This window comes from Mesorhizobium sp. B2-3-14, assembly GCF_006442175.1.
Taxonomy (GTDB): Bacteria; Pseudomonadota; Alphaproteobacteria; order Rhizobiales; family Rhizobiaceae; genus Mesorhizobium; species Mesorhizobium australicum.
In genome coordinates, this window is the sequence record NZ_VFVP01000008.1 from 1 (window position 1) to 23,645 (window position 23,645).

The following is a 23,645-nucleotide window of genomic DNA, read 5'->3' on the forward strand; positions in this document are numbered from 1 at the left end:
GTGGGAATGGGGGGGGCGGTAACAGCGGTGGCGGTGGCGGCAACAGCGGCAATGGAGGAAACAGCGGCAACGGCAATAGCGGTAACAGCGGCGGCGGGAATAGCGGAAAGGGTAAGGGCCAGGGCAACCAGAGCACAAGCCATGTCAACGCCACGACCGGCGACACGGTCGACGTGGATGGGAACAAGATTACAGTTCAGCACCCGGATGGCTTGACGGAAAAAATCGAGAACGGCCGTTTCAGCATGAAGGATAAGCTCGGCCGCACGATCATCGATCGCCGTGCCACACCGGCCGACGCCAGCCGTCTCAAGGCGCTTTGAATTTCGGCCCTATGAATTTCGCCTTGTGAAGCTGGTCAACAGGCAACGACCAGTTTCACACGTCACCTCCGCCGCCCCCCGGCGGAGGTGACCTCGTTTCGCGGCGTTCCACGATGGCTACGAACGGTCCCTGTCGCGGTCGCGAAACTCGCGCATGATGAGGGCCGCTTCAGTACGATTTCGCACGTTGAGTTTCGACAGCACCCCCGTCATGTGGTGCTTGACGGTCTTCTCCTGCAGCTCCAGGCGTAAGGCGACTTCCTTGTTGCTCAGTCCCTCCGCCACCAGCCGCAGGATTTCGGTCTGCCGGCCGGTGAGTTGCCGCAGCCGGTCCGCCACGCCGTTGGCGGGCTGCAAGGACTGCACGTCGGAAAGCAGCCGGGCCGACAGCATCGGCGAAAGATAGCTTTCGCCGGCCGCCACGTTGCGCAGGATATCGGCAAGCGCACGCGATCCGACGCCTTTGAGGACATAGCCGAGCACCCCGGCGTTCAAGGCCTTGGTCACATCGGCATTCGCCTCTGAAACGGTCAGCATGACGATCTTCTGGGCGGGATGGTCGGCAAGGATGCTGGCAACCGCGGCCAGGCCGCCGCCCGGCATTGAAATGTCGATGAGCAATATGTCGGGCTGCATGGTCGAGGCGATGCGCTCCGCGTCCTGCGCGGTCGCACCTTCGCCGACCATCTCGAAGCCGCCGATCTCCGACAGGCTGCGCGTCACGCCTTCGCGGAACAGCGGATGATCGTCGACAATGGCAATGCGGATGGCGCCGATCATGCTTGCTCCTCGACCGAAAGACGGATCACCAGCTTCGTGCCTTTCGGCCCTGTGAGTGTTTCGAATTGGCCGCCAATGCTTTCAACCCGCTCCCTGAGGCCGGCAAGGCCCAACCCCTCGGCCCGCGCCGGATCGAAGCCCGGTCCGCCGTCCGATACTTCAACGAAAAGCCTACCATTTTTCATGCCTGCACGCACCGCCTGATCCTTGCCCCGTCCGTGGCGGAAGGCATTGTTCAGCCCCTCCTGCACGAAACGATAGATGCTGATCTTCTCAGAAGCGCCGGGCTCCGGCAAATGTCTCGGCATCGTAAGCGTCACCGATGTGCCCGTCCGGCGCTCATGCTCCTCGACGGCCAGCCGCAGCACGTCCGCCGCCGCCGCCGTTTCTATCTGCGGCAGGACCAGGCCGGTGCAGATGCCGCGTATCTCGCGCATCGCATCCTCCAGCGTCTTGCGGATCATGGCGATTTCGGTCGAGCGGCCTTCGCTGCCATGCCCGTCGCCGGTAAACACCGGACTGTCCATGCGCAACGCGGCCAGCGCCACGAGCTGGGCAGGGCCGTCATGCAGGTCGGCGCCGATCCGGCGCAGATATCTTTCGTTGAGCGCGGTGGCGCGGCGGGACGCCCGCTGCACACGATGCCGCAAGGCGCTGTTCTGTGTCACCAGGCCCTGCAGCTCGGACACCTGGCGGCGCAGCGCCCCGCGCTGGTCGTCGATAATGCGGCTGCCGCGCAGGACGATGCCCGACAGAAGCAGGAATGCCGTCAAGGTGGTCCCGGCCACGACCAGCCAGCTCGACAGCAGGGCGGAAGCCAGGGTAGCCTTGAAATCGCTGGCGACCTCGTAAAACTCGGTGACGGCGACCACTTCGCCGGACCAGGGCTCGCGCACTGGATTGTAGATCTCGAGCAACGGCACACCCGCGGCCCGCTCCTTGTCTTCGTTCTCGTCGAATGTATCGAACTGGGCAACGACGCTGCCCTGGAAGGCAGAACGCAGATTGTCGTTCAGGTCGAAGCGGCGACCCGTCAAAGCCGAGTCCTTCGCATAGAGGATCGTGCCGTCGCGGCGCCAGAGCCTGAAGGATGCCAGGCGTTTGCCGAGCGCGCCCTGGCCGAGCGTCTCGTCGAGCGCCTGCTTGACGGATGCGCTGAGCTCCTCGCTCTTGCGCAGGTCGGGCAGCAGCGGCGCAATCACGCTGTCGACATAGAGCGCCGTCGTGGCGGCCGAATTGCGAGTGACGCCGTCCCGGATCTGCGTCGTCACCCAAGTCCCGACGATCACCATGACGACCAGCAGCCCAAAACCGCCGGCAACGACGAATTGCAGGGCAAGGGAAAGCTCGCTCCAGCGCCGCGCCAAGTTCTGAAAAATACGAATCATGAACCCCTGACCGCCCCTCTATCGACAGGCTGGGCGATTCCGGCACATTGAGCTTCAGTCTCGCCGTTGCCAAGACCCTCGTTTGAACGACGTCGCTTGACGTTCCGGCACGCTTCGGAAACAAGGTCGGCGATATCAGGCAAAAGGCGCTTTGAGGGGGACGGGACGTTGAGTTTTTCGGGACTTCTGCAGCTCGGCTTTTCGACGGTGATCTTCCTCCTGGCGGCGACCGCCGCCAAGCAATGGGGGCTGGCGCCCAGCCTCGGCAAGATCCTGCTGACGCTGGCGCTCTATTCGCTGGGCAATCTGATCATGCTGCGGTTGATCCGCGAGTTCGGCATGTCGGTATCGTTCAGCCTCTCGGCGGTGATCCAGCTGGTTTCGGTCAATGTCGTTGCGCTGGTGTTCTTCGGCGAGCGCGTCAACGCGTTGCAGGCGGCCGGCATCGCGCTGGCAATCGCGGCCGTGGCGCTGATCACGCTTGGGCCCTATCTGCAAGGGCGGTTGTAACGGTGCCGATGAAGAACGCCGCGAAAGCTCTGCTCAACCGGGTCGAATTCCCGGTGCTGCTGGCCGGCCTGGTCATCGCCGGTGGGCTGTGGGCGTTCGAGGAATTGATGGAGGTGGCACGGGCCACCACGCCGCACGCCTTCGATACCGAAATCCTGCTTGCATTCCGCCAGGCCGGTCAACCGGCGATCCCGATCGGTCCGCCATGGCTGGAAGGCGCGATGCGCGACATCACCAGCCTCGGCAGCTCCAGTGTTGTGGTGCTGATCACGGCGGCGACGATCATCTATCTGCTGTTGATCCGCCGCCCGGCGACGGCGCTTCTCATGTTCGTTGCCGTGGCGGGCGGCCAGGTGCTGTCGAGCCTGCTGAAAGTCGGCGTCGACCGGCCGCGCCCGGAACTGGTTTCGCATCTCGTCAACGAGACGTCGCTTTCCTTCCCGAGCGGCCATGCCATGCTGTCGGCGGTGACCTACCTCACGCTCGGTTCGCTGGCGGCGCGCTTCCTGCCGGGCCGGACGACCAAGGTCTACGTGTTGTTCCTGGCGGTGCTGACGACAGTGCTGGTCGGCGTCAGCCGCATCTATCTCGGCGTCCACTGGCCCTCGGATGTGCTGGCGGGCTGGTGTGCCGGCTTCGCCTGGGCGATGCTATGCTGGTTGGTGGCGAGGCTTCTGCAACGGCGCAAGGCGGTGAGCGAGGAGCCTGACTGAGTCAGATCAACCTGTTGATGAGGTGCCCTCCGCAGCCCGTCAGTATCAGAACCGTCGACAGCAAGCCTGCCGATATTACCATGGTCTTGAAAACGTTCACCCGCGTACCCCCTGCGTCTGATGCATGCCACCCTACCTGAAATCCCTGGCAGGTATCGAGGAAAATGGGCATCAGGTGGCAGTGGTTACGTCTAAAACCGATATGATGATGCTTGAAACATGATAATGATGGTATTATACGTTACGCCAGCAGGCTCAGACGGGGATTCCGGCCGATGATCACTGCCGCGCAGATGCGCGCCGCAAGGGCGCTGGCCGGCATCGACCAGAGGACGCTCGCCGAGCGCGCCGGCGTCTCGCTTCCCACCATCCAGCGCATGGAGGCGAGCGGCGGCGTGGTCAGGGGCGTGGTCGATACGCTGATGAAGGTCATCCAGGCTCTCGACGAAGCAGGGGTGGAACTGATCGGCGAGAACCAGGCCAGCGAGCGCGGCGGCAGGGGCGTGCGTCTCAAGCCCGCCATGCCGCCGGAACCCAAGGCTGAGCCGGAATAAGTCGCGACGGCGACCGCCGACAGTCCTGCCGACGATCCCGCCGCCTTTTGCAGGGGCAGTCCATGGATCAAGCGCGTCAGGCAGTGCATCAGGCGGTGAAGCCGACATTCTCCGAGCTGTTCACGCCGAAGCTGGTGACGGTCTGGCGGGAGGGCTACCGGCTGCCGCATTTCAAGGCGGATGTCATCGCCGGGCTGACTGTCGCCATCGTCGCGCTGCCGCTGTCGATGGCGATCGCGATCGCTTCGGGCGTGACGCCGGAGCGTGGCCTCTACACTTCCATCGTCGGCGGCTTCATCATCTCGGCCTTGGGCGGCAGCCGCTTCCAGATCGGCGGCCCGGCCGGCGCCTTCATCGTGCTGGTGGCGGCGACGGTGGCGCGCGTCGGCCTCGACGGCCTGCTGCTGGCGACGATGATGGCCGGTGTGTTCCTCATTGCCATCGGCTATCTCCGGCTCGGCACCTACATCAAGTTCATTCCCTATCCGGTCACTGTCGGCTTCACCGCCGGCATTGCCGTCATCATCTTCTCCGGCCAGATCGTCGAACTGTTCGGGCTGACCTTGCCGGGCCGGGAGCCCGGACCGTTCGTGCCCAAGCTGATCGCGCTTGGCGAAGCAGCCGGCACGATCAACCTCGCGGCGACCGGCGTGGCGGCGCTGACCATCGCGACCATCGTCTTGCTGAAGCGCTGGCGGCCGAAATGGCCGGCCATGTTGATCGCCATCGGGCTCGCCTCGCTGGTCGTGGCGCTGTTGGCGTTGCCGGCCGAGACGATCGGCACGCGCTATGGCGGCATTCCGCGCAGCCTGCAATGGCCTGGCATGCCACCCGTCAGCTTCGGCAGGATGCTCGACGTCTTGCCGGACGCCATCGCCTTCGCGCTGCTCGGCGCCATCGAATCGCTGCTGTCGGCCGTCGTCGCAGACGGCATGACGGGCCGGCGGCACCGCTCGAATTGCGAGTTGGTGGCGCAGGGCTTCGCCAATGTCGCGTCCGCTTTGTTCGGCGGCATCTGCGCCACCGGCACCATAGCCCGCACCGCCACCAATGTGCGGGCCGGCGCACACGGTCCGGTCTCGGGCATGGTCCATTCGGGAATCCTGCTGGTGCTGATGCTGGTGGCGGCGCCGCTTGCCAGCTACATCCCGCTCGCGGCCCTTGCCGGCGTCCTGGCGGTGGTCTGCTGGAACATGGTCGAGAAACAAGCCTTCGCCACGCTGCTCAGGGCATCGCGCGGCGATGCGCTGGTGCTGATGGCGACCTTCCTCATAGTCGTCTTCCGCGACCTGACCGAGGGCATCGTCGTCGGCTTCGCGCTCGGCTCGATCCTGTTCATCGACCGCATGGCCAAGTCCGTCGCGGTCGAGGCGGACCTTGCGCAGGACGATGTCGCCGACAGCGTCGGCGGCGCCCGCGCCTATGATTCCGCGGAGGCAAGCGACGCCGACACCGTCGTCTACCGCATCTCGGGCGCCTTCTTCTTCGGTGCCGCGTCCACTGTCGGCAGCGTGCTCGACCGCATCGCCGACCAGCGCCGCAACTTCGTGCTCGACTGTTCGGCTGTGCCGCTTTTCGATTCGACGGCGGCCAATGTCATCGAAAGCGCGGCCCACAAGGCGGGGCGCGCCGGCGTGCGCTTCATCATTTCGGGCGCCTCGCCGCAGATCCGGCGCATGCTGATCAATCACGGCGTCAAGCCGCCGCTGGTGACCTATGCCGCGTCGATCCGCGACGCGCGGGACCAATTGGCGGGGAGACAAGAGGCGAAGCAGCCGTCTCTCAGCGATTGAGCGATGCCGGGCCGCTGACGAACGGACTTTCCCTGACGTAGAACCGCAGCAGGCGGTCGGCGTTCTTCGAAATGCCGATCCTGATGCCCTGTCCGATCGCGCCGGGCTCACATTCATCGTGGGCGAGCCACAGCGGGCCTTTCCGGCACAGGTCGATCCCGTCGAGCGAACGATCGATCCGCAACGCCGCCGCCAGCCTCCCGGGCCCGCGCGCCAGGTCGCGCAGGCGCTCGACGCCTCGGTTCAGCCGCATGATCGCGACGCCTTCCAGCGGTTCCAGCGCCCGGATCAGCACGCCGGTTCCGACCCCTTTCGTCTCGCTCGAGACATTCAGCATGAAGGAGGTGCCATAGGCGAGGTAGACATAGGCGTGCCCGGCTTCGAGAAACAGCGACCGGTTGCGCTGCGTCATCCCTCGAAAGCCGTGCCCGGCCGCGTCACCGACGACATAGGCTTCCGTCTCGACGATCCGTCCGCTGACCCTGCCTTCGGGCAAGTCGCGCACCACCAGCTTGCCTAGGAGAAACCGGGCGAGGGCGGCCGTATCGTCCGGCAGCTCCTCTCGCGCGAGCGGACGATGCTTGTCGCTGTGGCTCACGGGATCCATCGGGCCGCTCTGATCTCCCGGTCGTCCATGGCACACCTCCTTGACCATTGCCGTGGAGGGACCGTCCTACCACGCTCCATCCACGGCTGTCAGCGAAGGTCGTGCGGACGCCAGCGCTCATTCGATCTTGAGCGCCGCGACCTCGCCTTCGTTCATCAGCGGCACGTAGAGGATCGACTTGCCGTCGGTGCCGATATCGGCGCTGCCCGGCTTGAAATGCGCCACCGCTTCCGGCCCGCCGCCGGTCCGGTATCGGTAGAGCGTGCCGGTCATGTAGGCCGTCGCATAGATGGTGCCGCCAATGGCGATGACGCCGTCGAGGTCGGCGAAGTTTTGGGCGCCCGCCAGCGGCGTCACCGCCTTGCTGGCGATGTCGACCGCCAGCAGCCCGCCGGGCTCGGCCGTGCTGAAGTCGGCCTTGATGCCCTTGCCCCAGGAGGCCACGATCAGCCTGTCGCCATCGGCGAACACGCCGTTGGGCGAGGCCAGCAGCAGATCCTTGACGAACAGTTCCGGCCTGTCGCCGTCGATGCGGTAGATCGCATCCGCCAGCATGTCGGTGACGTAGACCTTGCCCGAGGCATCCGCAGTCATGTCGTTGAGGAAGACCGCGTTAGGGACCACGATGCTGGCGATGAGCTTGCCGCTGGCGAGGTCGACCACACGGATTTTGGTGATGTCGGCGACATAGAGCTTGCCGCCCGATATCGCCATGCCCTTGGGCGCGTCCATGCCGTCGGTCCAGTGCTGGCTCACCATCTTGCCATCCGTTGACAGCAGGCTGAGGTAGCCGTTGCCGTCGGCGTCGCCCGGATTGCCGACGATGTTGGAAACGATGATGCGGCCGTTGGCGGCGTCGAACAGCGCCGATTCAGGCTGTTCGAGGCCCGTTGCGCGCCAGAGCTCGTCGGCCTGGGCGGCCTGGGCGGCGGCAATGCCGATGGCGACGATGAAGGCGGAAGTGACGACAATGTTCATGGCTGCTCTCCTGTGATGTCAGTGAACAGCTAGGATTTTCGATACTTCTCGGGAAGCCGGATTGAAGCTAGTATCGAATATCGATACGAAACCGCCAGCAAGAGGCGCATCCCATGAACGGCCCAATCTTCGAGGCGCTGAAACGGACACTGAAGGCCAAGGGTGTCACCTATCGTGAGCTCGGCGAACGGATGGGCGTTTCCGAGCCGACGGTGAAGCGCATCTTCCATGAGAAGAACTGCAAGCTCGACCGGCTGGTGGAGATCTGCGCCGCCGCCGGCGTCGAACTGGAAAACGTGCTCGGCTCGATGAACCGCGGGCCGGGGCCGGTCAACCACATCGCGCCCGAGATCGAGCGACGGCTCGCCAGCCGGCCGGCGCTGCTGTTCGTCTTCGTCATGCTGTCGGAAAAATTCACGCCTGAAGGCATCAGGCGCTCGCAAGGCCTGAGTGAGGCCTCGATGTTCCTCTATCTGCGCGACCTTGAGCAACTCGGCCTGATCGCGCTTGGCCGTGGCCTGTCGGCGAAACTGCTGGTCGAAACGCCGATCCAGTGGAATTTCGAGGGGCCGCTCAGGCCGCTGTTCGAAATGACCAACAAGAATTTCATCGGCTGGGCCATCACCCATATCGAGAAGGAGGCGACCTTCGTCAGCTTCTCCAGGCGAATGCGTCCGGAGACGGCGGAGATGGTGCGGCGCGAGGCCGAGGAACTGGCCGACCGGGCGAGACTGCTGGCCCATCACGACCAGCACACCACGCCCGAGGACGGGTTGATCGGCTACAAGTGGACCTTTGCCTTTGGCGCCACGCCGTTCGAGGCGATCACGCCGATCGGGCCGCATCCACGCGACGCCGGGGCGCGGATGGAGGACCAGCCTTCCCTGGCAAAAGGCCGGCGGCCGCTACCAGCTTAGACCGGCCGAGGTCCGCCGCCATCAGCCGGCACTGGCGGCAAGATCATCAGCGGACGAGGCACCGGCGAGATCGTCGCGTGCCTTGCGGGCGAGCTTTTTCGTCGCGTGCCTGGGGCTGTCGCCGAACAGTTCGGCGGCCTCGGCGAGACAGGCTTTCCTGAGGCTCTTTTCCGAGCGCTTGAGCAACTTGCCGAGAAGTTTTGTGTCCTCGGGCGGCCCCAGCGGCTCGCTGTCCGCCTCGAGCAGCGCGCGCATGACGAACACATCATGCAGTTCACCGAGCCGCTCGCCCAGTTCATCCACGGCCTTGCGCCGCGCCTTGATCGGGGTAGGCCATAGCCTGCCCAGCAGCGACAGGTGCATGCCATGCGTCTTGGCCGCCTTGCGCAGGTCATGGAAATCGTCGGCCTCACCGCGCGTGCCGGCCTTGTCGAGTGCCTTCCTGGCGCGGCGCAAGGCGACGCGGGCGCCTTCGGCAAGCACGTCGGCGGCCTGTTCCGGCTGATCGGGCAAAGCAAGGGTTTCGATGCGCTTCAGGCCGTCTTCGCAGGCGGCGGTGGCCGCCCCGATCGCCGCCTTCAGGCCGGCGCCTTCGTGCAGATCATGCTGGCGTGCGATCAACCTGTCGCGCACGGCATCAAGCCCGCCATCAACGCTTTCCCTGGCGAAGCCCGCCGCCAGCCGATCAATGGTTTCGATCAGGGCCGTGGCTTCACGCGGACCGGCAAGCAGCGCCGCGACATTGCGATAGCACTGGTTTTCCGTAGTGCAGAATGTTTCGTTGCCGGAACGAACCAAGCGCAACAAGGCACGCGCGCTTTTCAGCCGCTTGCGGCACTTGTGCAGCCCCTGTTCCGGCCGGGTGTGCGCGGTCTCCAGATGCAGCAGGGCCTTGCCGATCTCCTCGGCAAGGATACGCCTGACCTCGCCGGTCAGCGGCAGGCGCGGATCGATACGAAAGCTCATGCGGCGATCTCCGGTATCCCCCCGAGGGCGAGCGACGCGTTGTAGAATTTCTGCTCGCCGGTCACTTCCCGGCCGAGCCAGTCAGGCAGCATTTCGTCCGGAACCTCTTCCGGCGTCTCGAGCTCGGCCACCACAAGTCCCGCCAGTGCACCGCCAAAGACATCGACTTCATAGAGATAGCCGCGATGCCTAACATGGTGACGTGTCTTCTCGATGACACGTCCGATGGCGAAGTCCAGCATCTCCACCGCCTCCGCCAGCGGGATCGGGTATTCGAATTCGTCGCGCTCGCGGGCGCTGCTGCCGAATTTGAGCGTCAGCTTGGCGGAGGCGCCATCACTGATGCGGATGCGGACGGTTCGCCCGGGTGCCGTGGCGAGATAGAACTGGAGAATGCGGATATCCGCTTCCGCCAGATCCCGCCATGCGGTGCTGGAGACCAGGAACTTACGCTCGACTTCCTTGCCCATGGCCGCGCACTAAAGCGGTTGCCGCGCGCGATGGCAAGACAGCGCCGCACACAAGTTGACCTTAATCAATCGATTGATTAAGGTCTTTTGGCATGATCAAATTGCCAGATGCCAAGAGACCCCGCCGCGAGACCTCCCCGGCAGAGCCGACGCGCGCCGCGCTTGTCCAGGCGGCGTTGAAACTGTTCGGGCGGCAGGGCTTCGACGGCACCTCGACGCGCGAAATTGCCGCCGAGGCGGGGGCCAATATAGGCTCGATCGCCTATCATTTCGGCGGCAAGGAAGGTCTTCGCGCCGCTGCCGCCGACTTCATCGTCGAGACCATCCAGGGCGTCGCAGGGCAGGCACTGGGCGCCGGCGAGGGGCTCGGCCACGGACAGGCGGCGGCAAGCGATCCTGAGGCGGCGCGCGCGCAGCTCTTCACGGCACTCGAGCGGATGGTCGGCTTCATCGTGGCTCAGCCGCAGGCCGGAGAGATCGTGCAATTCGTGCTGCGCGAGCTCTCGCATCCGACGGCGGCGCTCGACCGCATCTATGACGGCGTCTTCGAGCCGACGCACCGTCGGCTGTGCCAAATGTGGGAGCAGGCCACCGGCGAGCCGGCCGAGAGCGAACGCACCCGGCTCACCGTGTTCACGTTGATCGGCCAGGTCATCTATTTCCGCATCGGCCGCGAAGCTGTCATGCGCCGCATGGGCTGGCGCGACATCGGTGCCGCCGAGGTCGCCAAGGTCGTGGCGGTCACCACGGACAATCTCGACGCCATACTGGCCGCCCGGAAGGGGCCAGGGATGAAGGGACCAAAACAATGAGCTTCCTGTGTTCGCTGCCGCTCGCCGCTCAATTGTTCGGTGGCTGCGCGCCGGCGGCACCGCTCGCCGTCGGTTATGTCGAGGGCGATTATGTGCTCCTGGCGCCGATCGAGGTGGCGCAGGTCGAGACGGTGGCGGTGAAGCGCGGCGACCGCGTCACGCCGGGAGCCACCGTGGTGACACTCGAAAATGCCGACGCCAAGATCGCGGTGGCGCAAGCGCAGGCGGCGCTGGCCCAGGCGCAGGCGCAGTATGCCGATCTCCAGGTCGGCAAGCGGCCGGAAGAGATCGCCGTGCTGAAGGCCGAGGTTGACATGACCAAGGCACAGGCCGCCGACGCCAAGCGAAAATTCGACCGCGCCAGCGACCTGTTCAAACGCGGCGCCGGCACGCAGGCAGATTTCGACACGGCTTCCGCGACGCTGGAGACGGCCAATGCGCAGGTCGGCCAGGCGGAGGCCAACCTGGCGGTCGGCGGCCTGCCGGCGCGCGCCGAAACGATCAAGGCCGCCGACAATCAGGTCAAACAGGCGCAGGCGGCACTGGATCAGGCGCAATGGCGGCTCTCCAAACGCGTGTTGGCGGCGCCTTCGCCCGGCCGCGTCAACGACGTCATCCGCAATCCCGGCGACACGGCGGGCCCGACCGCGCCGGTCATCTCGGTGCTTCCCGACGGCGCGGTGAAGCTCAGCGTCTATATTCCGGAAAGCGCATTCTCCTCGGTCAAGGTCGGCAGCCTGCTCAGCGTCCATTGCGACGGCTGTGGCCCGGAGGTGAAGGCGCGCGTCAGCTATGTCTCGCCCGATCCCGAATTCACCCCGCCGGTGATCTACTCCCTGGAAAACCGGCAGAAGCTGGTCTACCTCGTCGAGGCGCGGCCGGAGGGCGATGCGGGGCCGCTGCAGCCCGGCCAGATCGTCGATGTCGATCTCGCGGATATGGGAAAATGAACGCCATCGACGTTCACGGCCTGGTCAAACGCTTCGGCGACAAGACCGTCGTCGACCATGTGACGATGTCGGTCGCCGAGGGCGAGATCGTCGGCTTCCTCGGCCCCAACGGCTCGGGCAAGACCACCACCATCCGCATCATGTGCGGCCTGCTGACGCCGGACGAGGGCGAAGGCACGGTGCTGGGCTTCAACATCCGCACCGACAGCCTCAGGATCAAGCGCGAAGTCGGCTACATGACGCAGAAATTCTCCTTCTACGAGGATCTGACGATCGGCGAGAACCTCGAATTCGTGGCGCGGCTCTACCGGCTGCGGCCGGTCGAGGACTATGTCTCGCGCACGCTGGAGGAGCTCGGCCTGACGACGCGCCGCAACCAGCTGGCCGGCACCTTGTCCGGCGGCTGGAAGCAGCGCCTCGCGCTGGCCGCCTGCATCATGCACAAGCCGAAACTGCTGCTGCTGGACGAGCCGACGGCCGGCGTCGACCCGAAGGCGCGGCGGGAGTTCTGGGACGAGATCCATCGCCTGGCGAGCGGCGGGCTGACCGTGCTGGTGTCCACTCATTACATGGACGAGGCCGAGCGCTGCCACCGCATCAGCTACATCTCCTATGGCAGGATGCTGGCCACCGGCACCGTCGCCGAGGTGGTGAAGAATGCGGGCCTGACCACCTTCGTGCTGCAGGGTCCAAAGCTCGACGAGGTGGCGCAAGCGCTGCAAGGCCGCCCCGGCGTCGACCAGGTGGCGCCGTTCGGCGCGACGCTGCACGTCGTCGGTTCCGACCGCGAGAAGCTCGAGGCCGCGCTTGCCGATGTCGAGAGGGAGCACAAGGGCGTAACGGTGACGCCGGGCGAAACCAGCCTGGAGGATGTCTTCATCCAGTTCATGTCGGGATCGAAGGACAACATGGCATGAACAGCGTCTTTTCCTTCGCCAGGCTCGGCGCCCTGCTGATCAAGGAGTTCATCCAGATGCGGCGCGACCGCATCACCTTCGCCATGATGCTGGGCGTGCCGCTGATCCAGCTCGTGCTGTTCGGCTACGCCATCAACAACGACCCGAAAAGCCTGCCGGCGGCCCTGGTGGCGACCAGCAGCGATCCCTATACCCGCGCCATGGTCGCGGCGCTGCAGACCACCGGTTATTACCGCTTCGACCATGTCGCGCAAAGCGCCGAGGAGGCCGAGTTCCTGATGGCGCGCGGCGACGTCGCCTTCGTCGTCACCATCCCGGCCGATTTCGCCCGGCGCGTCGAGCGCGGCGACAAGCCGCAAATCCTGATCGAGGCCGACGCCACCGATCCGGCGGTGGCCAGCGGCGCCATCTCGACGCTCGGCACCATCGCCGGCCAGGCGCTGCTGAGAGCGCAGGGCACGCAGGAAGCCGCGGCGGAAGCCGCCCGGGGCCAGCTCGATGTCGTCGTCCACCGCCGCTACAACCCCGAAGGCATCTCGCAATACAACATCGTGCCCGGCCTGCTCGGCGTTATCCTGCAGATGACCATGGTGATGATGACCTCGATCGCGCTGACGCGCGAGACCGAGCGCGGCACGATGGAAAATCTCCTGGCGATGCCGTCGAGCCCGCTGGAGATCATGATGGGCAAGGTGCTGCCCTACCTGGCGGTCGGCGCGGTGCAGGTGGTGGTGGTGCTGGCGGCGTCGAAGCTTCTGTTCGCCATCCCCTTCACCGGCTCGATGACGCTGCTTTTGTCGGCGGTGCTGGTGTTCGTGCTGTCGCTGGTGCTGCTCGGCTACACGATCTCGACGATCGCACGCACGCAGATGCAGGCGCTTCAGCTCACCTTCTTCTTCTTCCTGCCGTCGATCATGCTGTCGGGCTTCATGTTCCCCTATCGCGGCATGCCGGACTGGGCGCAGACCTTCGGCGAGATCTTCCCGCTGACGCATTTCCTGCGCATCACCCGCGCGGTGATGCTGAAGGGCGCGGAACTGCCGGCGGTGGCGACCGAGATCGGCTGGCTGGCGGTTTTCGTGGCGCTGTTCGCCGGCGTGGCGCTGGTGCGGTTCAGGCGCACGCTGGACTGACGAGAGCTGAACTGTGCCGCCCTACGCCGCCATGATCCCGGCATAGGTGCCGAAATCGACATTGCCGCCGGACAGCACCACGGCAACGCATTTGCCGGACAGCTCGATCTCGCCCGATGACAGCGCCGCCAGCGCGACGCAGCCGCCGGGCTCGACCACCAGCTTCAGATAGGCCATGGCGTCGCGCATCGCCCGCCTGACGGCATCCTCTGAGACGGCGACGGCGCCGGCGAGGTTGCGGCGGTTGATCTCGAAGGTGATCGCGCCCGGCTCGGCGGTGAGGATGGCGTCGCAGATCGAACTGTGGCCAGGCTCGTTCGAAACCCTGGCGCCCGCCGCCAGCGAGCGGCGCGTGTCGTCGAAATGCTCTGGTTCGACGGCCCAGATCGCGGTGCCGGGCGAGGTATCCTTCACGGCAACCGAGATGCCGCTGGTCAGGCCGCCGCCGCCACAGGGGATGACGACCGCGTCGAGGCCGACACCCAGCGCCCGCGCCTGCCTCACCAGCTCCAGTCCGATCGTGCCCTGGCCGGCAATTATGGCCGGATCGTCGAAGGGCGGCACCAACGCCATGCCCTTGTCGAGATAGGGGCGCACCACCGTCATGCGATCGTCCTTGAAGCGGTCGAAGGGCACCACCTCGGCGCCCATCCTGCGGACATTGGCGATCTTCATGTCAGGTGCGTCCGCCGGCATGGCGATGACCGCCTTGACGCCGAACATGGCGGCGGAAGCCGCCACGCCCTGCGCGTGATTGCCCGAAGAGAAAGCCACGACGCCACGAGAACGCTCCGCCTCGCTCAGCGTCGACAGCTTGTTGTAGGCACCGCGGAACTTGAACGAGCCGGTCCGCTGCAGCGTCTCCGGCTTGAACAGGATGCGGCCGCCGAAGCGCCTGTTCAGCTCCTGCGATTCGATCAAGGGGGTCTCGACGATCAGGCCCGAGAGCCGTGCGGCGGCGGCGTGGATGTCGGCGATGCCGGGAGGGGTGATCATGGCGGGTCCTGTAGCGATGCGATCCGGCCATGGTGCACGCAAAGGCGCGCGCGATGCCAACGAAAAGATGTGACCGGGACAAAGTTCGCGATTGTGATCAAGACACAAACGCATCCAGCGTTGCGGCCGTCACGCCCGCATATCGAAATTCACCCCAGCAATGTCCGCTGCCGCTTGCTGCCGCCCAGCTTGCGCCAATTGTTGAACCGATGCGTGGCGGCGGCAAACGAGATCTTCATCTGCTGGGCGACCGAATAGCGCGACTTGCCCTCGTCGAACATGCGGTAGCAGCACTCGACGCCCTCCTCGGTCAGCTTGCCGTCGGGCGCCTTGTTGTGCGGGTTGGCGGGGTCGAATTTCTCGACCTGCTGCTCGACCAGCCCCTTCAGGCGCTGCAGGTCGGCCTCGATGCTGGCGATGAGATCGAGGACCGGTTTCGGATCATAGGCGTGCGGAGGCTTCTTGGCCGTCATCAGCTCGTTCCTTTTTTGGCTTGGTCCGATATATAGGTGAACATTCGCTGATAATGAAGAGTGATGCCCGGTGCCGGCTTCAACTATTCTTGACCGTGGCCAAGCGCACGATTGACCAAGGACATTGCAAATCATAGTTTAGAACAATTCTAAACTAGGGTGATTTCCTCATGCTTTCCCGTGTTTTCGGCTTCGGCCGCCGCTCCTTCGAATCGCTCTCCGAACAGGAGATCCTGGCGCTGGCCATTTCATCGGAGGAGGATGACGGGCGTATCTACCGAGCCTATGCGGACGGATTGTCCGAGACTTTTCCGCAATCGGCCAAACTCTTCGAGGCCATGGCCGAGGAAGAAGACGGCCATCGCGACTCGCTGATCGAACTCTTCCGCAAGCGTTTCGGCGAGCGCATTCCGCTGATCCGCCGTGAACATGTGAGGGGCTATTTCGAGCGGAAGCCCGACTGGCTGGTGCGGCCGCTCGGCATCGAGGCCGTGCGCCGCCAGGCCGAGGCGATGGAGCGGCAGGCCTACCTGTTCTATGTCGAGGCGGCCAAGCGCACCACCGACGCCTCGACCCGCAAACTGCTCGACGATCTGGCCGCGGCCGAACAGGGCCATGAAAGCTCGGCGCATGCGCTGGAGCAGAAACACGTGCCGGGCGAAGTCAAGGTCGAGGAGGCGACCGCCGAGCAGCGCCAGTTCATCCTCACCTATGTGCAGCCGGGCCTGGCCGGGCTGATGGACGGGTCGGTGTCGACGCTGGCGCCGATCTTCGCCGCCGCCTTTGCCACCCATGACACCTGGCAGACGCTTTTGGTCGGTCTCGCCGCCTCGATCGGCGCCGGTATCTCGATGGGTTTCACCGAGGTCGCTTCCGACGACGGCAAGCTGTCGGGCAGGGGTTCGCCGATCAAGCGCGGCCTGACCGTCGGCGTCATGACGACGCTCGGCGGCCTCGGCCACGCGCTGCCCTATCTCATCCCGCATTTCTGGACCGCGACGGCGGTAGCCGCCGTGGTGGTGTTCTTCGAATTGTGGGCCATCGCCTTCGTCCAGAACCGCTACATGCAGACCCCGTTCCTGCGCGCCGCCTTCCAGGTGGTGCTGGGCGGCGCCCTGGTGTTCGCGGCGGGCGTGCTGATCGGGAATGCGTAAACAAAGTGGCGAAGATCGACGCTGCCCCTCATCGCCCTGCCGGGCACTTCTCCCCGTATAGTGACGGGGAGAAGGAGGCTGGCTGCGGCGCTGGCTCCCAACGCTGGGCGGCGCCAACGTCAGCCCAATAACTCTCACCCATTCACGGCCCGGCTGTCCGCTGGCGCCTCGTCCCTCTCGGCCAGTCCGTAGTCGCGCACCACGTGCGCGATCCGCAATCGATAGCCGGCAAAGATACCGCCGCGCCCGGCCCGCTGCGCCTGCCGGTGCTCTTCGGTGTTGCGCCAGGCCTTCACCGCCTCCTCGTCGCGCCAGAACGACAGCGACAGCACCCGGTTCGGGTCGGCCAGGCTCTGGAAGCGCTCGACGGAGATGAAGCCGTCAATGCCGTCGAGCAGCGGACGCAGGTCGGCGGCTATGCTCAGATAGGCCTCGCGCCGGCCCTGCGCAGGCTGCACCTCGAAGATGACGGCGATCATAGCTTGACCAGCGGCGCATGCGGGCCGGAAGCCAGTTTCAGGAACATGCGGTCCTCCTTGAGGATGAAGCGTTCGCGCTTGGCGAATTCATAGTTTGCCTTGCCGGCGGGGTCCGCGGCAAGCCGAGCACGATAGGCTTCATAGGCGGCAAGGCTTTCGATGTTGTAGGCGGCATAGGCCGTCGTGGCTGAGCCCTCATGCGGCGCGAAATAGCCAATCAGATCGCCGCCGCAGCGCGGAATGGCCTGACCCCAGTTGCGGGCATATTCCTCGAAGGCGGCCTTGCCGAACGGGTCGATCTCGTAGCGGATGAAGCAGGTGATGGTCATGGTCGGCTCCTTGGTGTTTAGCGGCGACAGTTCGGGCGGCGTCGAAACGTCGTGCCACCCGATCTGCTAGGCAGATGAGTTGGCGATCACACCTGCCAGAAGGATTTCGCGCATTCGCGGCGCACATCCTCCCGTGTCAGGCCGAGGTCACGCAGCAGGTGGTCGTCGATCTCCGAGAGGTCGCGGCGCTGCGCATGGCGGTCATACCAGCGGGCCAGCAACCGTGAGCGGACCCAGGTGACGAACGGGAACGATTGGCGGCGGGGCACCGGTTCGGGGGTGAAAGCGATTCGTGCGGCCATCCTCGTCTCCTTGATCCCGTCGGAGAATAATGGTTATCTGACAAGAATGCTTCGATGAGGATCAAACCATGCGTGAAGGACCCGACATTGCCCGCATCGCCAGCCTGGTCGGCGATCCGGCCCGCGCCAACATGCTGAACGCCCTGATGGGCGGCACGGCATTGACCGCGAGCGAACTGGCGCTGGAGGCCGGCGTGTCGCTGCCGACCGCCTCCTCGCATCTGTCCAAGCTGATGGAGGGCGGGCTGCTGACCTTGGCCAGCCAGGGCCGGCATCGCTATTACGGTCTGGCCGGCCCGCAAGTGGCCGGCATGATCGAGGCCATCACCGGCGTTGCGGAAGCCGTTGGCCCCAAGCGCGTGCGGCCGGGCCCGCGCGACGGCGCGATGCGCGTCGCGCGCGTCTGCTACGATCACCTTGCGGGCGAGCAGGCCGTTGCGATGCTGGACCGCCTTGTGGAGAAAAACATACTGGTCCGCAACGACAAGGAGATCAGGCTCGGGCCGTCCGCCGCATCGCATTTCGCGGCGATCGGCATCGATGTCTACACCAAGCCGCGGCGACCGGTGTGCCGCGCCTGCCTCGACTGGAGCGTGCGGCGCTCGCACCTCGCCGGGACGCTTGGCGCCGCCATCCTCGACAAGATCCTTGCCGAGAAATGGGCGCGCCGCGAGAAGGACAGCCGCGCGGTGATTTTCTCGCCGCCGGGCAAGCAGGCGTTCGAGAGGGTGTTTTTGGGGTGAGGTCGGCGCGCCGAAAGTCGAGCTAGCCCCGCTTCAGCACCTTCCCCTTCTTGAAGAAATCCACCCACGGATCGGCTTCCGAGAGCCGTTTCAGCGTCGTCTTGTCGCCGATCGGGAAGGCGTTCGGCGGCAGGCCGGCCTCGATCTCGGCCCAGGTCACCGGCATCGACACCGTCGCGCCCTTCTTGGCGCGCGAGGAGTAGGGCGCGACGGTGGTCGCGCCGCTGCCGTTGCGCAGGTAGTCGACGAAGATCTTCCCCGTGCGCGCCTTCTTCGACAGCGTCGCGGTGTAGCGATCCGGCGCGCCTTGCTCCAGCGCCCTGGCGAAATCATGGGCGAAGCCTTTGACCTCGGCCCAATCCGCCGACGGCTTCAGCGGAACGACGACGTGAAAGCCCTTGCCGCCCGATGTCTTGACGAAGTTGGGCAGCGACAGCTCGTCGAGCTTGCCCCTGATGTCGAGCGCCGCCTCGCGCACCGCCTTCACATCGACGCCCTCGTCGGGGTCGAGGTCGAAGACGACCTGGTCGGGCTGTTCAAGCTTGTCGATGGTGCAGCCCCAGATATGGATCTCGACCACGCCGAGCTGGACCAGCGCCGCGATGCCGTCGAAATCGCGGATGAACAGGATTTCCTCGCCATCCGTGGGGTCCTTGGTCTTTTCGATCTTCGCATGCATGCCGGGCGAGGCATGCTTCTGGAAGAAACGCTGGCCGCCGACGCCATCGGGCGCCCTGACAAGGCTGAGCGGGCGGTCGACCACGAACTGCTTCATGCGCGGCCATACCAGCGCGTAATGATCGAGCAGGGCCTGCTTCGAGATCTTTTCGTCGGGCCACAGAAGCTTGTCCGGGTGGGACAGCTTCACGCTGGTTTTCGCCGCTGTTGCTGCCGTAATGGCGCTGCCTGCCGCCGGCTTGGGCTTGGCGGGGCTCTTGCCTGTCGCTGTTTTGGTTCCCGCTGCCCCTGTTCCCGTTGCATTGGGCTTTTCCTGCACGACTTCCTCCGCCGGCTTGTCCTCGCGCAGCCCCTGGAACGAAGCATGGCGTATTATACGGTCCGACGTCCAGCTGCGAAACTCCACTTCGCCGACCAGTTCCGGCTTGACCCAGACCAGGCCCTTGCCCTTCGGCACGGCCGCATCGAAGGGCGAGGCGTCCGCCTTCAGCGCATCGAGCTTCTTCTTCAGGTCGTTGGCGCTCTTGGTGGAGAAGCCGGTGCCGACACGGCCGGCATAGTGCAGGCTGCCGCCTTCGAAATAGCCGACCAGCAGCGAGCGCAGGCCGCGCCCGGTCTTGTCCGACGGCAGATAGCCGCCAATGACGAATTCCTGCCGTGCCGTGCATTTCGATTTGACCCATGCCGGACCGCGCCCGCTGCGGTAGGGCGCATCGGCGCGTTTTGAGACGACGCCTTCCAGCCCCATGCGGCAGGCATGTTCCAGCATGATCTTGCCGGGTTCGGCAAAATGGTCGGAAAAACGCACCGCCGCGGTGTCGGACGGCTCGCCGAGCAGCGCCTGCAGGGCCTGCTTGCGCTCGACAAGCGGCTCGCGGCGCAAATCCTTGCCGTCGAGCCGCATCAGGTCGAAGACGTAATAGATGAAGCGGTTCGTCCGCTTCGCCGACAGATCCTGCTGCAGCAGCGCGAAGGACGACACGCCGCTGTCGGCCAGCACGACGATCTCGCCGTCGAGGATGGCGTCGCTGCATTTCAGCCCGGCGAGTTCGGTTGTGATCTCGCCGCCGAATTTTTCCGTCCAGTCCAGCCCGGTGCGGGTCAGGAGCCGAACGTCGGTGCCGGCGATCTGCGCCTGCATGCGGTAGCCGTCGAACTTCACCTCATGCAGCCAGTCCTGGCCCGACGGTGCGTCGCGCTCCAGCGTGGCGAGCTGCGGCTCGATGAAATCGAGCTTCTTGCCGCCGGTCTTGGCCTTGCCGGCGGCCGGCTTGTTCGAATGCCAGACCTTCGGCTTCTCGCCCTTGGCCGCCTTGCCTTCGCCGACCTCCTCGATCGTCAGGCCTGATTTCACCGATTTCGGTTCGTCTTGCAGAATATCCTCGCCGGGGCGTGCGGCGGCATCGTCCGACTTGATCAGCAGCCAGTTGTCGCGTTTTTCGCCGGGCCGCGGCCGCAGCCGCACCAGATGCCACTTGCCACGCAGCTTGTGGCCCTCGAGCTCGAAGTTGATGTGCCCCTTCGCCATCATCTTGGCCGGATCGCCCTCGGGCATCCAGGCGCCCTCGTCCCAGACGAGGACCGAGCCGCCGCCATATTCGCCCTTGGGGATGGTGCCTTCGAAGCCGGCATAGTCGATGGGATGATCCTCGACATGCACGGCCAGCCGCTTCTCGTGCGGATCGAGGCTCGGGCCGCGCGTCACCGCCCAGCTCCACAGCACGCCGTCATGCTCGAGGCGAAAATCGTAATGCAGCCTTGTGGCGGCATGCTTCTGGACGACGAAGATGCCGCCGTCCTTCTTGCCGCGCGCAACCTTGCCCGCCGGCTCGGCGGTCTTCTTGAAGTCACGCTTCGAATGATACTGTTCGAGGCTGCTGGCCATCTCGTATCCTCAGGCCGATTTGCGTTTCGGCGCAACGCTTTTCGCCTTGGCACGTTTGGCCGCCGGCTTGGCTTTCGCCGGGGACGACTTGGTTTGTCCTGAACCCGAATCCGACGACAAGCTCTTCTTCAGCGCGTCGAACAGGTTGACGACATTGGAGGGTTTGGGCGCCTCCTTGGCCTTGGGCGCCTTGTGCCCCGCCTTCTTGGCGCGGATCAGCTCGAGCAGGGCTTCCTCATATTTGTCGTCGAATTTCGAGGGATCGAACTTGGTCTTCTTCTTGTCGATGATGAGCTCGGCCAGATCGGTCATCTCCTGGTCGGTCTTCACCGCCTCGATGTCGCCGAAGACGGTCTCCGGCTGGCGCACCGTGTTGTCGTAGCGCAGCGTGGTCAGCACCATGCCCTTGCCGAGCGGCTCGATGACCACGGGACGCTCGCGTCGATAAAGGACGATGCGCGCCAGCCCGGCCATCTTCTTGCCCGCCATCGCGTCGCGGATGACGGCGAACGCCTCCTCCGAAACCTTGTCGGCCGGCGCGACATAGTAGGGCGTGTCGAGATAGATCTGCCGGATCGAGGATTTGTCGACGAAGCCGTCGAGGCTCATCGTGTGCGAGGTTTCGATCTGCACCGCCTCGATCTCGTCCTCCTCTATATGGACGAAGTCGCCCTTTTCGATCTCGTATCCCTTGATCTCGTCGCCGTCCTCGACCGGTTTGCCGGTCTCGGCGTCGACATAGATCCGCTTCACCGTATTGCCGGTCTTGCGGTTCAAAATGTGGAACGAGACCTTGTCGGCATGGGTGACCACGTTGGTCAGTTCGATGGCGCAGGTGACCAGCGAGAGTTTCAGATAGCCTTTCCAGGCCGGGCGCGGCGCCATGATGATTTCCCCGTGAGAAAGATCAGCTGGAACGGGCGACCACCCCGCTCGGTTCCAACCCGGTCGGGCCGGGGCCGGCGCGGTTGCCGCCGGCCCCGGCCTTCAGCCCCTATTCGGCGGCCTGCAGGTTGATCTTGCTTTCCGCGATTTCGGTCAGCTTGCGATCCGTCGCCTGCTCTTCCTTGAGATTCTTGGCCAGCACATTGGCGCAGTCGCTGCGGCCGAGCTGCTTGGCCCAGGCGATCAAGGTGCCGTAGCGGGTCATTTCATAGTGCTCGACGGCCTGCGCGGAGGCGATCAGCGCGGCATCCAGAACGTCCTTGTCGTCGACATCGCCGCTGACGTCGTCGGCCTCCTCGAGAATGCCGTCGATGGCCGGGCAGTTCACCTGCTTGGCCTTGACGCCATGCAGCTCGAACACCTGCTCGACGCGTTCGATATGGCCCTTGGTCTGCTCGAGGTGTTTTTCGAAGCCGGCCTTCAATTGCGGATCGGTTGCCTTGTCGACCATCTTCGGCAGCGCCTTCTCGATCTGCTTTTCGGCATAATAGATGTCGCGCAGCGTGTGCACGAAGAGGTCGTCCAGCGTTTTGATGTCCTTCGAAAAGAAGCCCATGATTTCAACCTTTCCATTGCTCTTGCTTGTTCGGGAGATCCCGGCCTTGCCTGGGCAGTGCCTGTGAGCCGGCAATGCCGGTTCTTGGAACTCAACGTCCATTGGTGGGGCCGGTTCCGAGCGCTCGCGGCCGCACGGCAGGAAATTCCCGGGCGGCACGAAAGTTGAAACACAAGCGCGCCAAGGCGACATTCAAACGAAACATATGTGATGCAAAAGTCACACCAACCGAAATGGTGACAAAAGGCGTCGAAACACCGCGAATCAGCCGCAATCCGGCCATGAAGCGACGGGTTTTCGACCAAAAATTAACATCACGTTCACTGAGTATTCACGCCTCGATGCTATCGTTCTCGCACTTCGGAAGGGACGTCCGAAAATCGGGACAGGGACCAGGTAAAATGAACTTCCTCACGCAACTCATCGGCTATGCCGCCGCTATCCGCGAATTCGTCGCGCCGACCTATCGGCCCGAGCGCTATTACATGCGTGGCCCCGGTCCGGCCTGCGCCCGTCGCGGCACGTCGCTGGGCGCGCACTGACCATGAGCTTCGAAAGCCGCCACAACAGCCGCATCTGCAGGCCGGACGCCGACAGCCGCGCCACCGCCTATCGCGCCGAACGCCCTGTCCTGGCCGACCGCCGGCGTGCGGCAACGCCGCGTCTTTGATGCCGCCATCGGCTGGCTTGGTGTCATAGGACATAAGCAGCCGAGGCCAGCGTGACCGCGCGTCCGCGGACGAGCCATCCCACGCAAGCCGTCCCTCTGAACCCTTCGGTGCAGCCGCTGATCCTCTTCGAGAGCGTCGCGCCTGGTTGCGGCCAATCGGATGAATGCGCGCTACCGCGGCCGGCTCAAGCGATCGGCCACACAGGGTTGGAGCACAATCGCGCCGCCCGCCGCCTTACCCAGTTCGCGGCAATCCTGGGACGTGCACAGCGTCCAGCCACCGGCCGTCGCGCCGGAGGCCGCCAGCACGAGACGGGGCTGCGGCCCGACCTTGGGCGAATAGGCCCACCAGCCATCCTTCAGCACCGCACCTTCCGGCGGCTCCATGCCGGCACCTGAGCCTTTGATACGGGCCTCGACTACTTGCAGGCCGGAGGGCGTCACCTTCCAGTCTTCCTCCCAGCGCGTCCGCTCCACCGAATGCGCCCAGGACAATGTGAAGGCGGCAACGCCGAGCGTCACGCTCTTGCCGGCGGCGAGGATGCACAGGCTCATGCGGTTTCTCGCCTGAGCAGGATCGCCGCCGCCAGCCGGGTGCCGCTTTTTGCGTTCGCCGACCTTCGC

The 23,645-nt window shown here is 65.0% G+C and carries 28 protein-coding genes and 1 pseudogene; 14 read left to right on the plus strand and 15 right to left on the minus strand.

The features are described 5' to 3' along the window. Positions 1-323 (plus strand): annotated as a pseudogene (locus tag FJ950_RS20050) (hypothetical protein); the annotation flags it as partial. A gap of 117 nt (positions 324-440) precedes the next feature. Here the strand turns inward: FJ950_RS20050 and FJ950_RS20055 are convergent. Both FJ950_RS20055 and FJ950_RS20060 read right to left on the minus strand, forming a co-directional pair. Further along, positions 441-1,103 (minus strand): response regulator transcription factor, encoded by a 663-nt coding sequence (locus FJ950_RS20055; RefSeq protein WP_015314757.1) that lies wholly within the window; start codon positions 1,101-1,103, stop codon positions 441-443. Next, positions 1,100-2,491, minus strand: coding sequence for a sensor histidine kinase (locus FJ950_RS20060; RefSeq protein ID WP_140618095.1), 1,392 nt, complete (start codon positions 2,489-2,491; stop codon positions 1,100-1,102). Before FJ950_RS20060 ends, FJ950_RS20055 begins: the two co-directional genes overlap by 4 nt. Positions 2,492-2,659: 168 nt before the next feature. On the opposite strand from FJ950_RS20060, the gene FJ950_RS20065 reads away from it, so the two are divergent. The 4 genes from FJ950_RS20065 (at position 2,660) to FJ950_RS20080 (ending at position 6,061) form a co-directional block, all read left to right on the plus strand. Next, positions 2,660-3,001, plus strand: a complete 342-nt coding sequence (locus FJ950_RS20065) for a hypothetical protein (RefSeq protein WP_140618097.1) — start codon at positions 2,660-2,662, stop codon at positions 2,999-3,001. Positions 3,002-3,009: 8 nt separating this feature from the next. Then, positions 3,010-3,714 carry a phosphatase PAP2 family protein gene (locus FJ950_RS20070; RefSeq protein WP_140618413.1) on the plus strand — a complete coding sequence of 235 codons (705 nt, stop codon included), beginning with the start codon at positions 3,010-3,012 and terminating at the stop codon, positions 3,712-3,714. A 275-nt stretch (positions 3,715-3,989) separates the two neighbouring features. Further along, the gene (locus FJ950_RS20075) at positions 3,990-4,268 is read left to right on the plus strand and encodes a helix-turn-helix transcriptional regulator (protein ID WP_023771988.1); all 279 of its coding nucleotides are present in this window, start codon (positions 3,990-3,992) and stop codon (positions 4,266-4,268) included. Between the two features lie 62 nt (positions 4,269-4,330). Beyond that, on the plus strand, positions 4,331-6,061 hold the full coding sequence (locus FJ950_RS20080) for a SulP family inorganic anion transporter (RefSeq protein WP_140618099.1): 1,731 nt from the start codon (positions 4,331-4,333) through the stop codon (positions 6,059-6,061). Here FJ950_RS20080 and FJ950_RS20085 read toward each other — a convergent pair. Together FJ950_RS20085 and FJ950_RS20090 are read right to left on the minus strand one after the other, a co-directional pair. Continuing rightward, positions 6,051-6,668, minus strand: coding sequence for a DNA-3-methyladenine glycosylase (locus tag FJ950_RS20085; RefSeq protein WP_140618415.1), 618 nt, complete (start codon positions 6,666-6,668; stop codon positions 6,051-6,053). The two genes, FJ950_RS20080 and FJ950_RS20085, sit on opposite strands and share 11 nt — an antisense overlap. Positions 6,669-6,785: 117 nt before the next feature. Next, positions 6,786-7,646 carry an ATP/GTP-binding protein gene (locus FJ950_RS20090; protein WP_140618100.1) on the minus strand — a complete coding sequence of 287 codons (861 nt, stop codon included), beginning with the start codon at positions 7,644-7,646 and terminating at the stop codon, positions 6,786-6,788. Positions 7,647-7,759: 113 nt separating this feature from the next. Here FJ950_RS20090 and FJ950_RS20095 point away from each other — a divergent pair, with 113 nt between their 5' ends. Then, positions 7,760-8,563 (plus strand): helix-turn-helix transcriptional regulator, encoded by an 804-nt coding sequence (locus FJ950_RS20095; protein ID WP_140618102.1) that lies wholly within the window; start codon positions 7,760-7,762, stop codon positions 8,561-8,563. A 21-nt stretch (positions 8,564-8,584) separates the two neighbouring features. Here FJ950_RS20095 and FJ950_RS20100 read toward each other — a convergent pair whose 3' ends face one another. Next, a complete protein-coding gene (locus tag FJ950_RS20100) occupies positions 8,585-9,529 on the minus strand; it encodes a CHAD domain-containing protein (RefSeq protein WP_140618104.1) in 945 nt (314 codons plus the stop codon). Beyond that, positions 9,526-9,999 (minus strand): CYTH domain-containing protein, encoded by a 474-nt coding sequence (locus FJ950_RS20105; RefSeq protein ID WP_015314767.1) that lies wholly within the window; start codon positions 9,997-9,999, stop codon positions 9,526-9,528. The genes FJ950_RS20100 and FJ950_RS20105 overlap by 4 nt, the downstream gene beginning before the upstream one ends. A gap of 92 nt (positions 10,000-10,091) precedes the next feature. Between FJ950_RS20105 and FJ950_RS20110 the strand changes: the two genes are divergently transcribed. The 4 genes from FJ950_RS20110 to FJ950_RS20125 are packed head-to-tail and all read left to right on the plus strand — an operon-like array spanning position 10,092 to position 13,811. Continuing rightward, a complete protein-coding gene (locus tag FJ950_RS20110) occupies positions 10,092-10,811 on the plus strand; it encodes a CerR family C-terminal domain-containing protein (protein WP_140618105.1) in 720 nt (239 codons plus the stop codon). After that, positions 10,808-11,761, plus strand: a complete 954-nt coding sequence (locus FJ950_RS20115; protein ID WP_140618107.1) for an HlyD family efflux transporter periplasmic adaptor subunit — start codon at positions 10,808-10,810, stop codon at positions 11,759-11,761. Before FJ950_RS20110 ends, FJ950_RS20115 begins: the two co-directional genes overlap by 4 nt. Beyond that, a complete protein-coding gene (locus tag FJ950_RS20120) occupies positions 11,758-12,678 on the plus strand; it encodes an ABC transporter ATP-binding protein (RefSeq protein ID WP_140618109.1) in 921 nt (306 codons plus the stop codon). Before FJ950_RS20115 ends, FJ950_RS20120 begins: the two co-directional genes overlap by 4 nt. Next, entirely contained in the window at positions 12,675-13,811 is a 1,137-nt protein-coding gene (locus tag FJ950_RS20125; protein ID WP_140618111.1) for an ABC transporter permease, read from the plus strand. The genes FJ950_RS20120 and FJ950_RS20125 overlap by 4 nt, the downstream gene beginning before the upstream one ends. Positions 13,812-13,832: 21 nt before the next feature. On the opposite strand, the gene FJ950_RS20130 is transcribed toward FJ950_RS20125, so the two are convergent. Together FJ950_RS20130 and FJ950_RS20135 are read right to left on the minus strand one after the other, a co-directional pair. Then, positions 13,833-14,807 carry a threonine/serine dehydratase gene (locus tag FJ950_RS20130; protein ID WP_140618113.1) on the minus strand — a complete coding sequence of 325 codons (975 nt, stop codon included), beginning with the start codon at positions 14,805-14,807 and terminating at the stop codon, positions 13,833-13,835. A gap of 149 nt (positions 14,808-14,956) precedes the next feature. After that, on the minus strand, positions 14,957-15,280 hold the full coding sequence (locus FJ950_RS20135) for a hypothetical protein (protein ID WP_140618115.1): 324 nt from the start codon (positions 15,278-15,280) through the stop codon (positions 14,957-14,959). Positions 15,281-15,450: 170 nt separating this feature from the next. Here FJ950_RS20135 and mbfA point away from each other — a divergent pair, with 170 nt between their 5' ends. Beyond that, a complete protein-coding gene (gene mbfA, locus FJ950_RS20140; protein WP_140618116.1) occupies positions 15,451-16,434 on the plus strand; it encodes an iron exporter MbfA in 984 nt (327 codons plus the stop codon). A 134-nt stretch (positions 16,435-16,568) separates the two neighbouring features. Here mbfA and FJ950_RS20150 read toward each other — a convergent pair whose 3' ends face one another. The 3 genes from FJ950_RS20150 to FJ950_RS20160 all read right to left on the minus strand — a co-directional run bounded on the left by FJ950_RS20150 (position 16,569) and on the right by FJ950_RS20160 (position 17,544). Next, entirely contained in the window at positions 16,569-16,913 is a 345-nt protein-coding gene (locus FJ950_RS20150) for an antibiotic biosynthesis monooxygenase (protein WP_140618120.1), read from the minus strand. After that, positions 16,910-17,242 carry an NIPSNAP family protein gene (locus FJ950_RS20155; RefSeq protein ID WP_140618122.1) on the minus strand — a complete coding sequence of 111 codons (333 nt, stop codon included), beginning with the start codon at positions 17,240-17,242 and terminating at the stop codon, positions 16,910-16,912. The genes FJ950_RS20150 and FJ950_RS20155 overlap by 4 nt, the downstream gene beginning before the upstream one ends. Positions 17,243-17,328: 86 nt before the next feature. After that, a complete protein-coding gene (locus tag FJ950_RS20160; RefSeq protein ID WP_140618124.1) occupies positions 17,329-17,544 on the minus strand; it encodes a DUF1127 domain-containing protein in 216 nt (71 codons plus the stop codon). A gap of 68 nt (positions 17,545-17,612) precedes the next feature. Between FJ950_RS20160 and FJ950_RS20165 the strand changes: the two genes are divergently transcribed. Further along, the gene (locus FJ950_RS20165; protein ID WP_140618125.1) at positions 17,613-18,287 is read left to right on the plus strand and encodes a winged helix-turn-helix domain-containing protein; all 675 of its coding nucleotides are present in this window, start codon (positions 17,613-17,615) and stop codon (positions 18,285-18,287) included. 22 nt (positions 18,288-18,309) lie between these two features. On the opposite strand, the gene ligD is transcribed toward FJ950_RS20165, so the two are convergent. From ligD to FJ950_RS20180, 3 genes are all read right to left on the minus strand, one after another. Continuing rightward, the gene (ligD, locus tag FJ950_RS20170) at positions 18,310-20,850 is read right to left on the minus strand and encodes a DNA ligase D (protein ID WP_140618127.1); all 2,541 of its coding nucleotides are present in this window, start codon (positions 20,848-20,850) and stop codon (positions 18,310-18,312) included. Between the two features lie 9 nt (positions 20,851-20,859). Next, positions 20,860-21,735: a Ku protein gene (locus tag FJ950_RS20175; RefSeq protein WP_140618129.1), complete on the minus strand. Its 876-nt coding sequence runs from the start codon at positions 21,733-21,735 to the stop codon at positions 20,860-20,862. 109 nt (positions 21,736-21,844) lie between these two features. Then, positions 21,845-22,351 (minus strand): ferritin-like domain-containing protein, encoded by a 507-nt coding sequence (locus FJ950_RS20180; RefSeq protein WP_015314781.1) that lies wholly within the window; start codon positions 22,349-22,351, stop codon positions 21,845-21,847. Positions 22,352-22,752: 401 nt separating this feature from the next. Here FJ950_RS20180 and FJ950_RS20185 point away from each other — a divergent pair, with 401 nt between their 5' ends. Together FJ950_RS20185 and FJ950_RS30120 are read left to right on the plus strand one after the other, a co-directional pair. Further along, the gene (locus FJ950_RS20185; RefSeq protein WP_015314782.1) at positions 22,753-22,893 is read left to right on the plus strand and encodes a hypothetical protein; all 141 of its coding nucleotides are present in this window, start codon (positions 22,753-22,755) and stop codon (positions 22,891-22,893) included. Positions 22,894-22,895: 2 nt separating this feature from the next. Next, on the plus strand, positions 22,896-23,021 hold the full coding sequence (locus FJ950_RS30120) for a hypothetical protein (protein WP_263484918.1): 126 nt from the start codon (positions 22,896-22,898) through the stop codon (positions 23,019-23,021). A 171-nt stretch (positions 23,022-23,192) separates the two neighbouring features. Here FJ950_RS30120 and FJ950_RS20190 read toward each other — a convergent pair whose 3' ends face one another. Continuing rightward, positions 23,193-23,576 (minus strand): DUF1850 domain-containing protein, encoded by a 384-nt coding sequence (locus tag FJ950_RS20190; RefSeq protein WP_140618416.1) that lies wholly within the window; start codon positions 23,574-23,576, stop codon positions 23,193-23,195. Positions 23,577-23,645 lie beyond the last annotated feature (69 nt).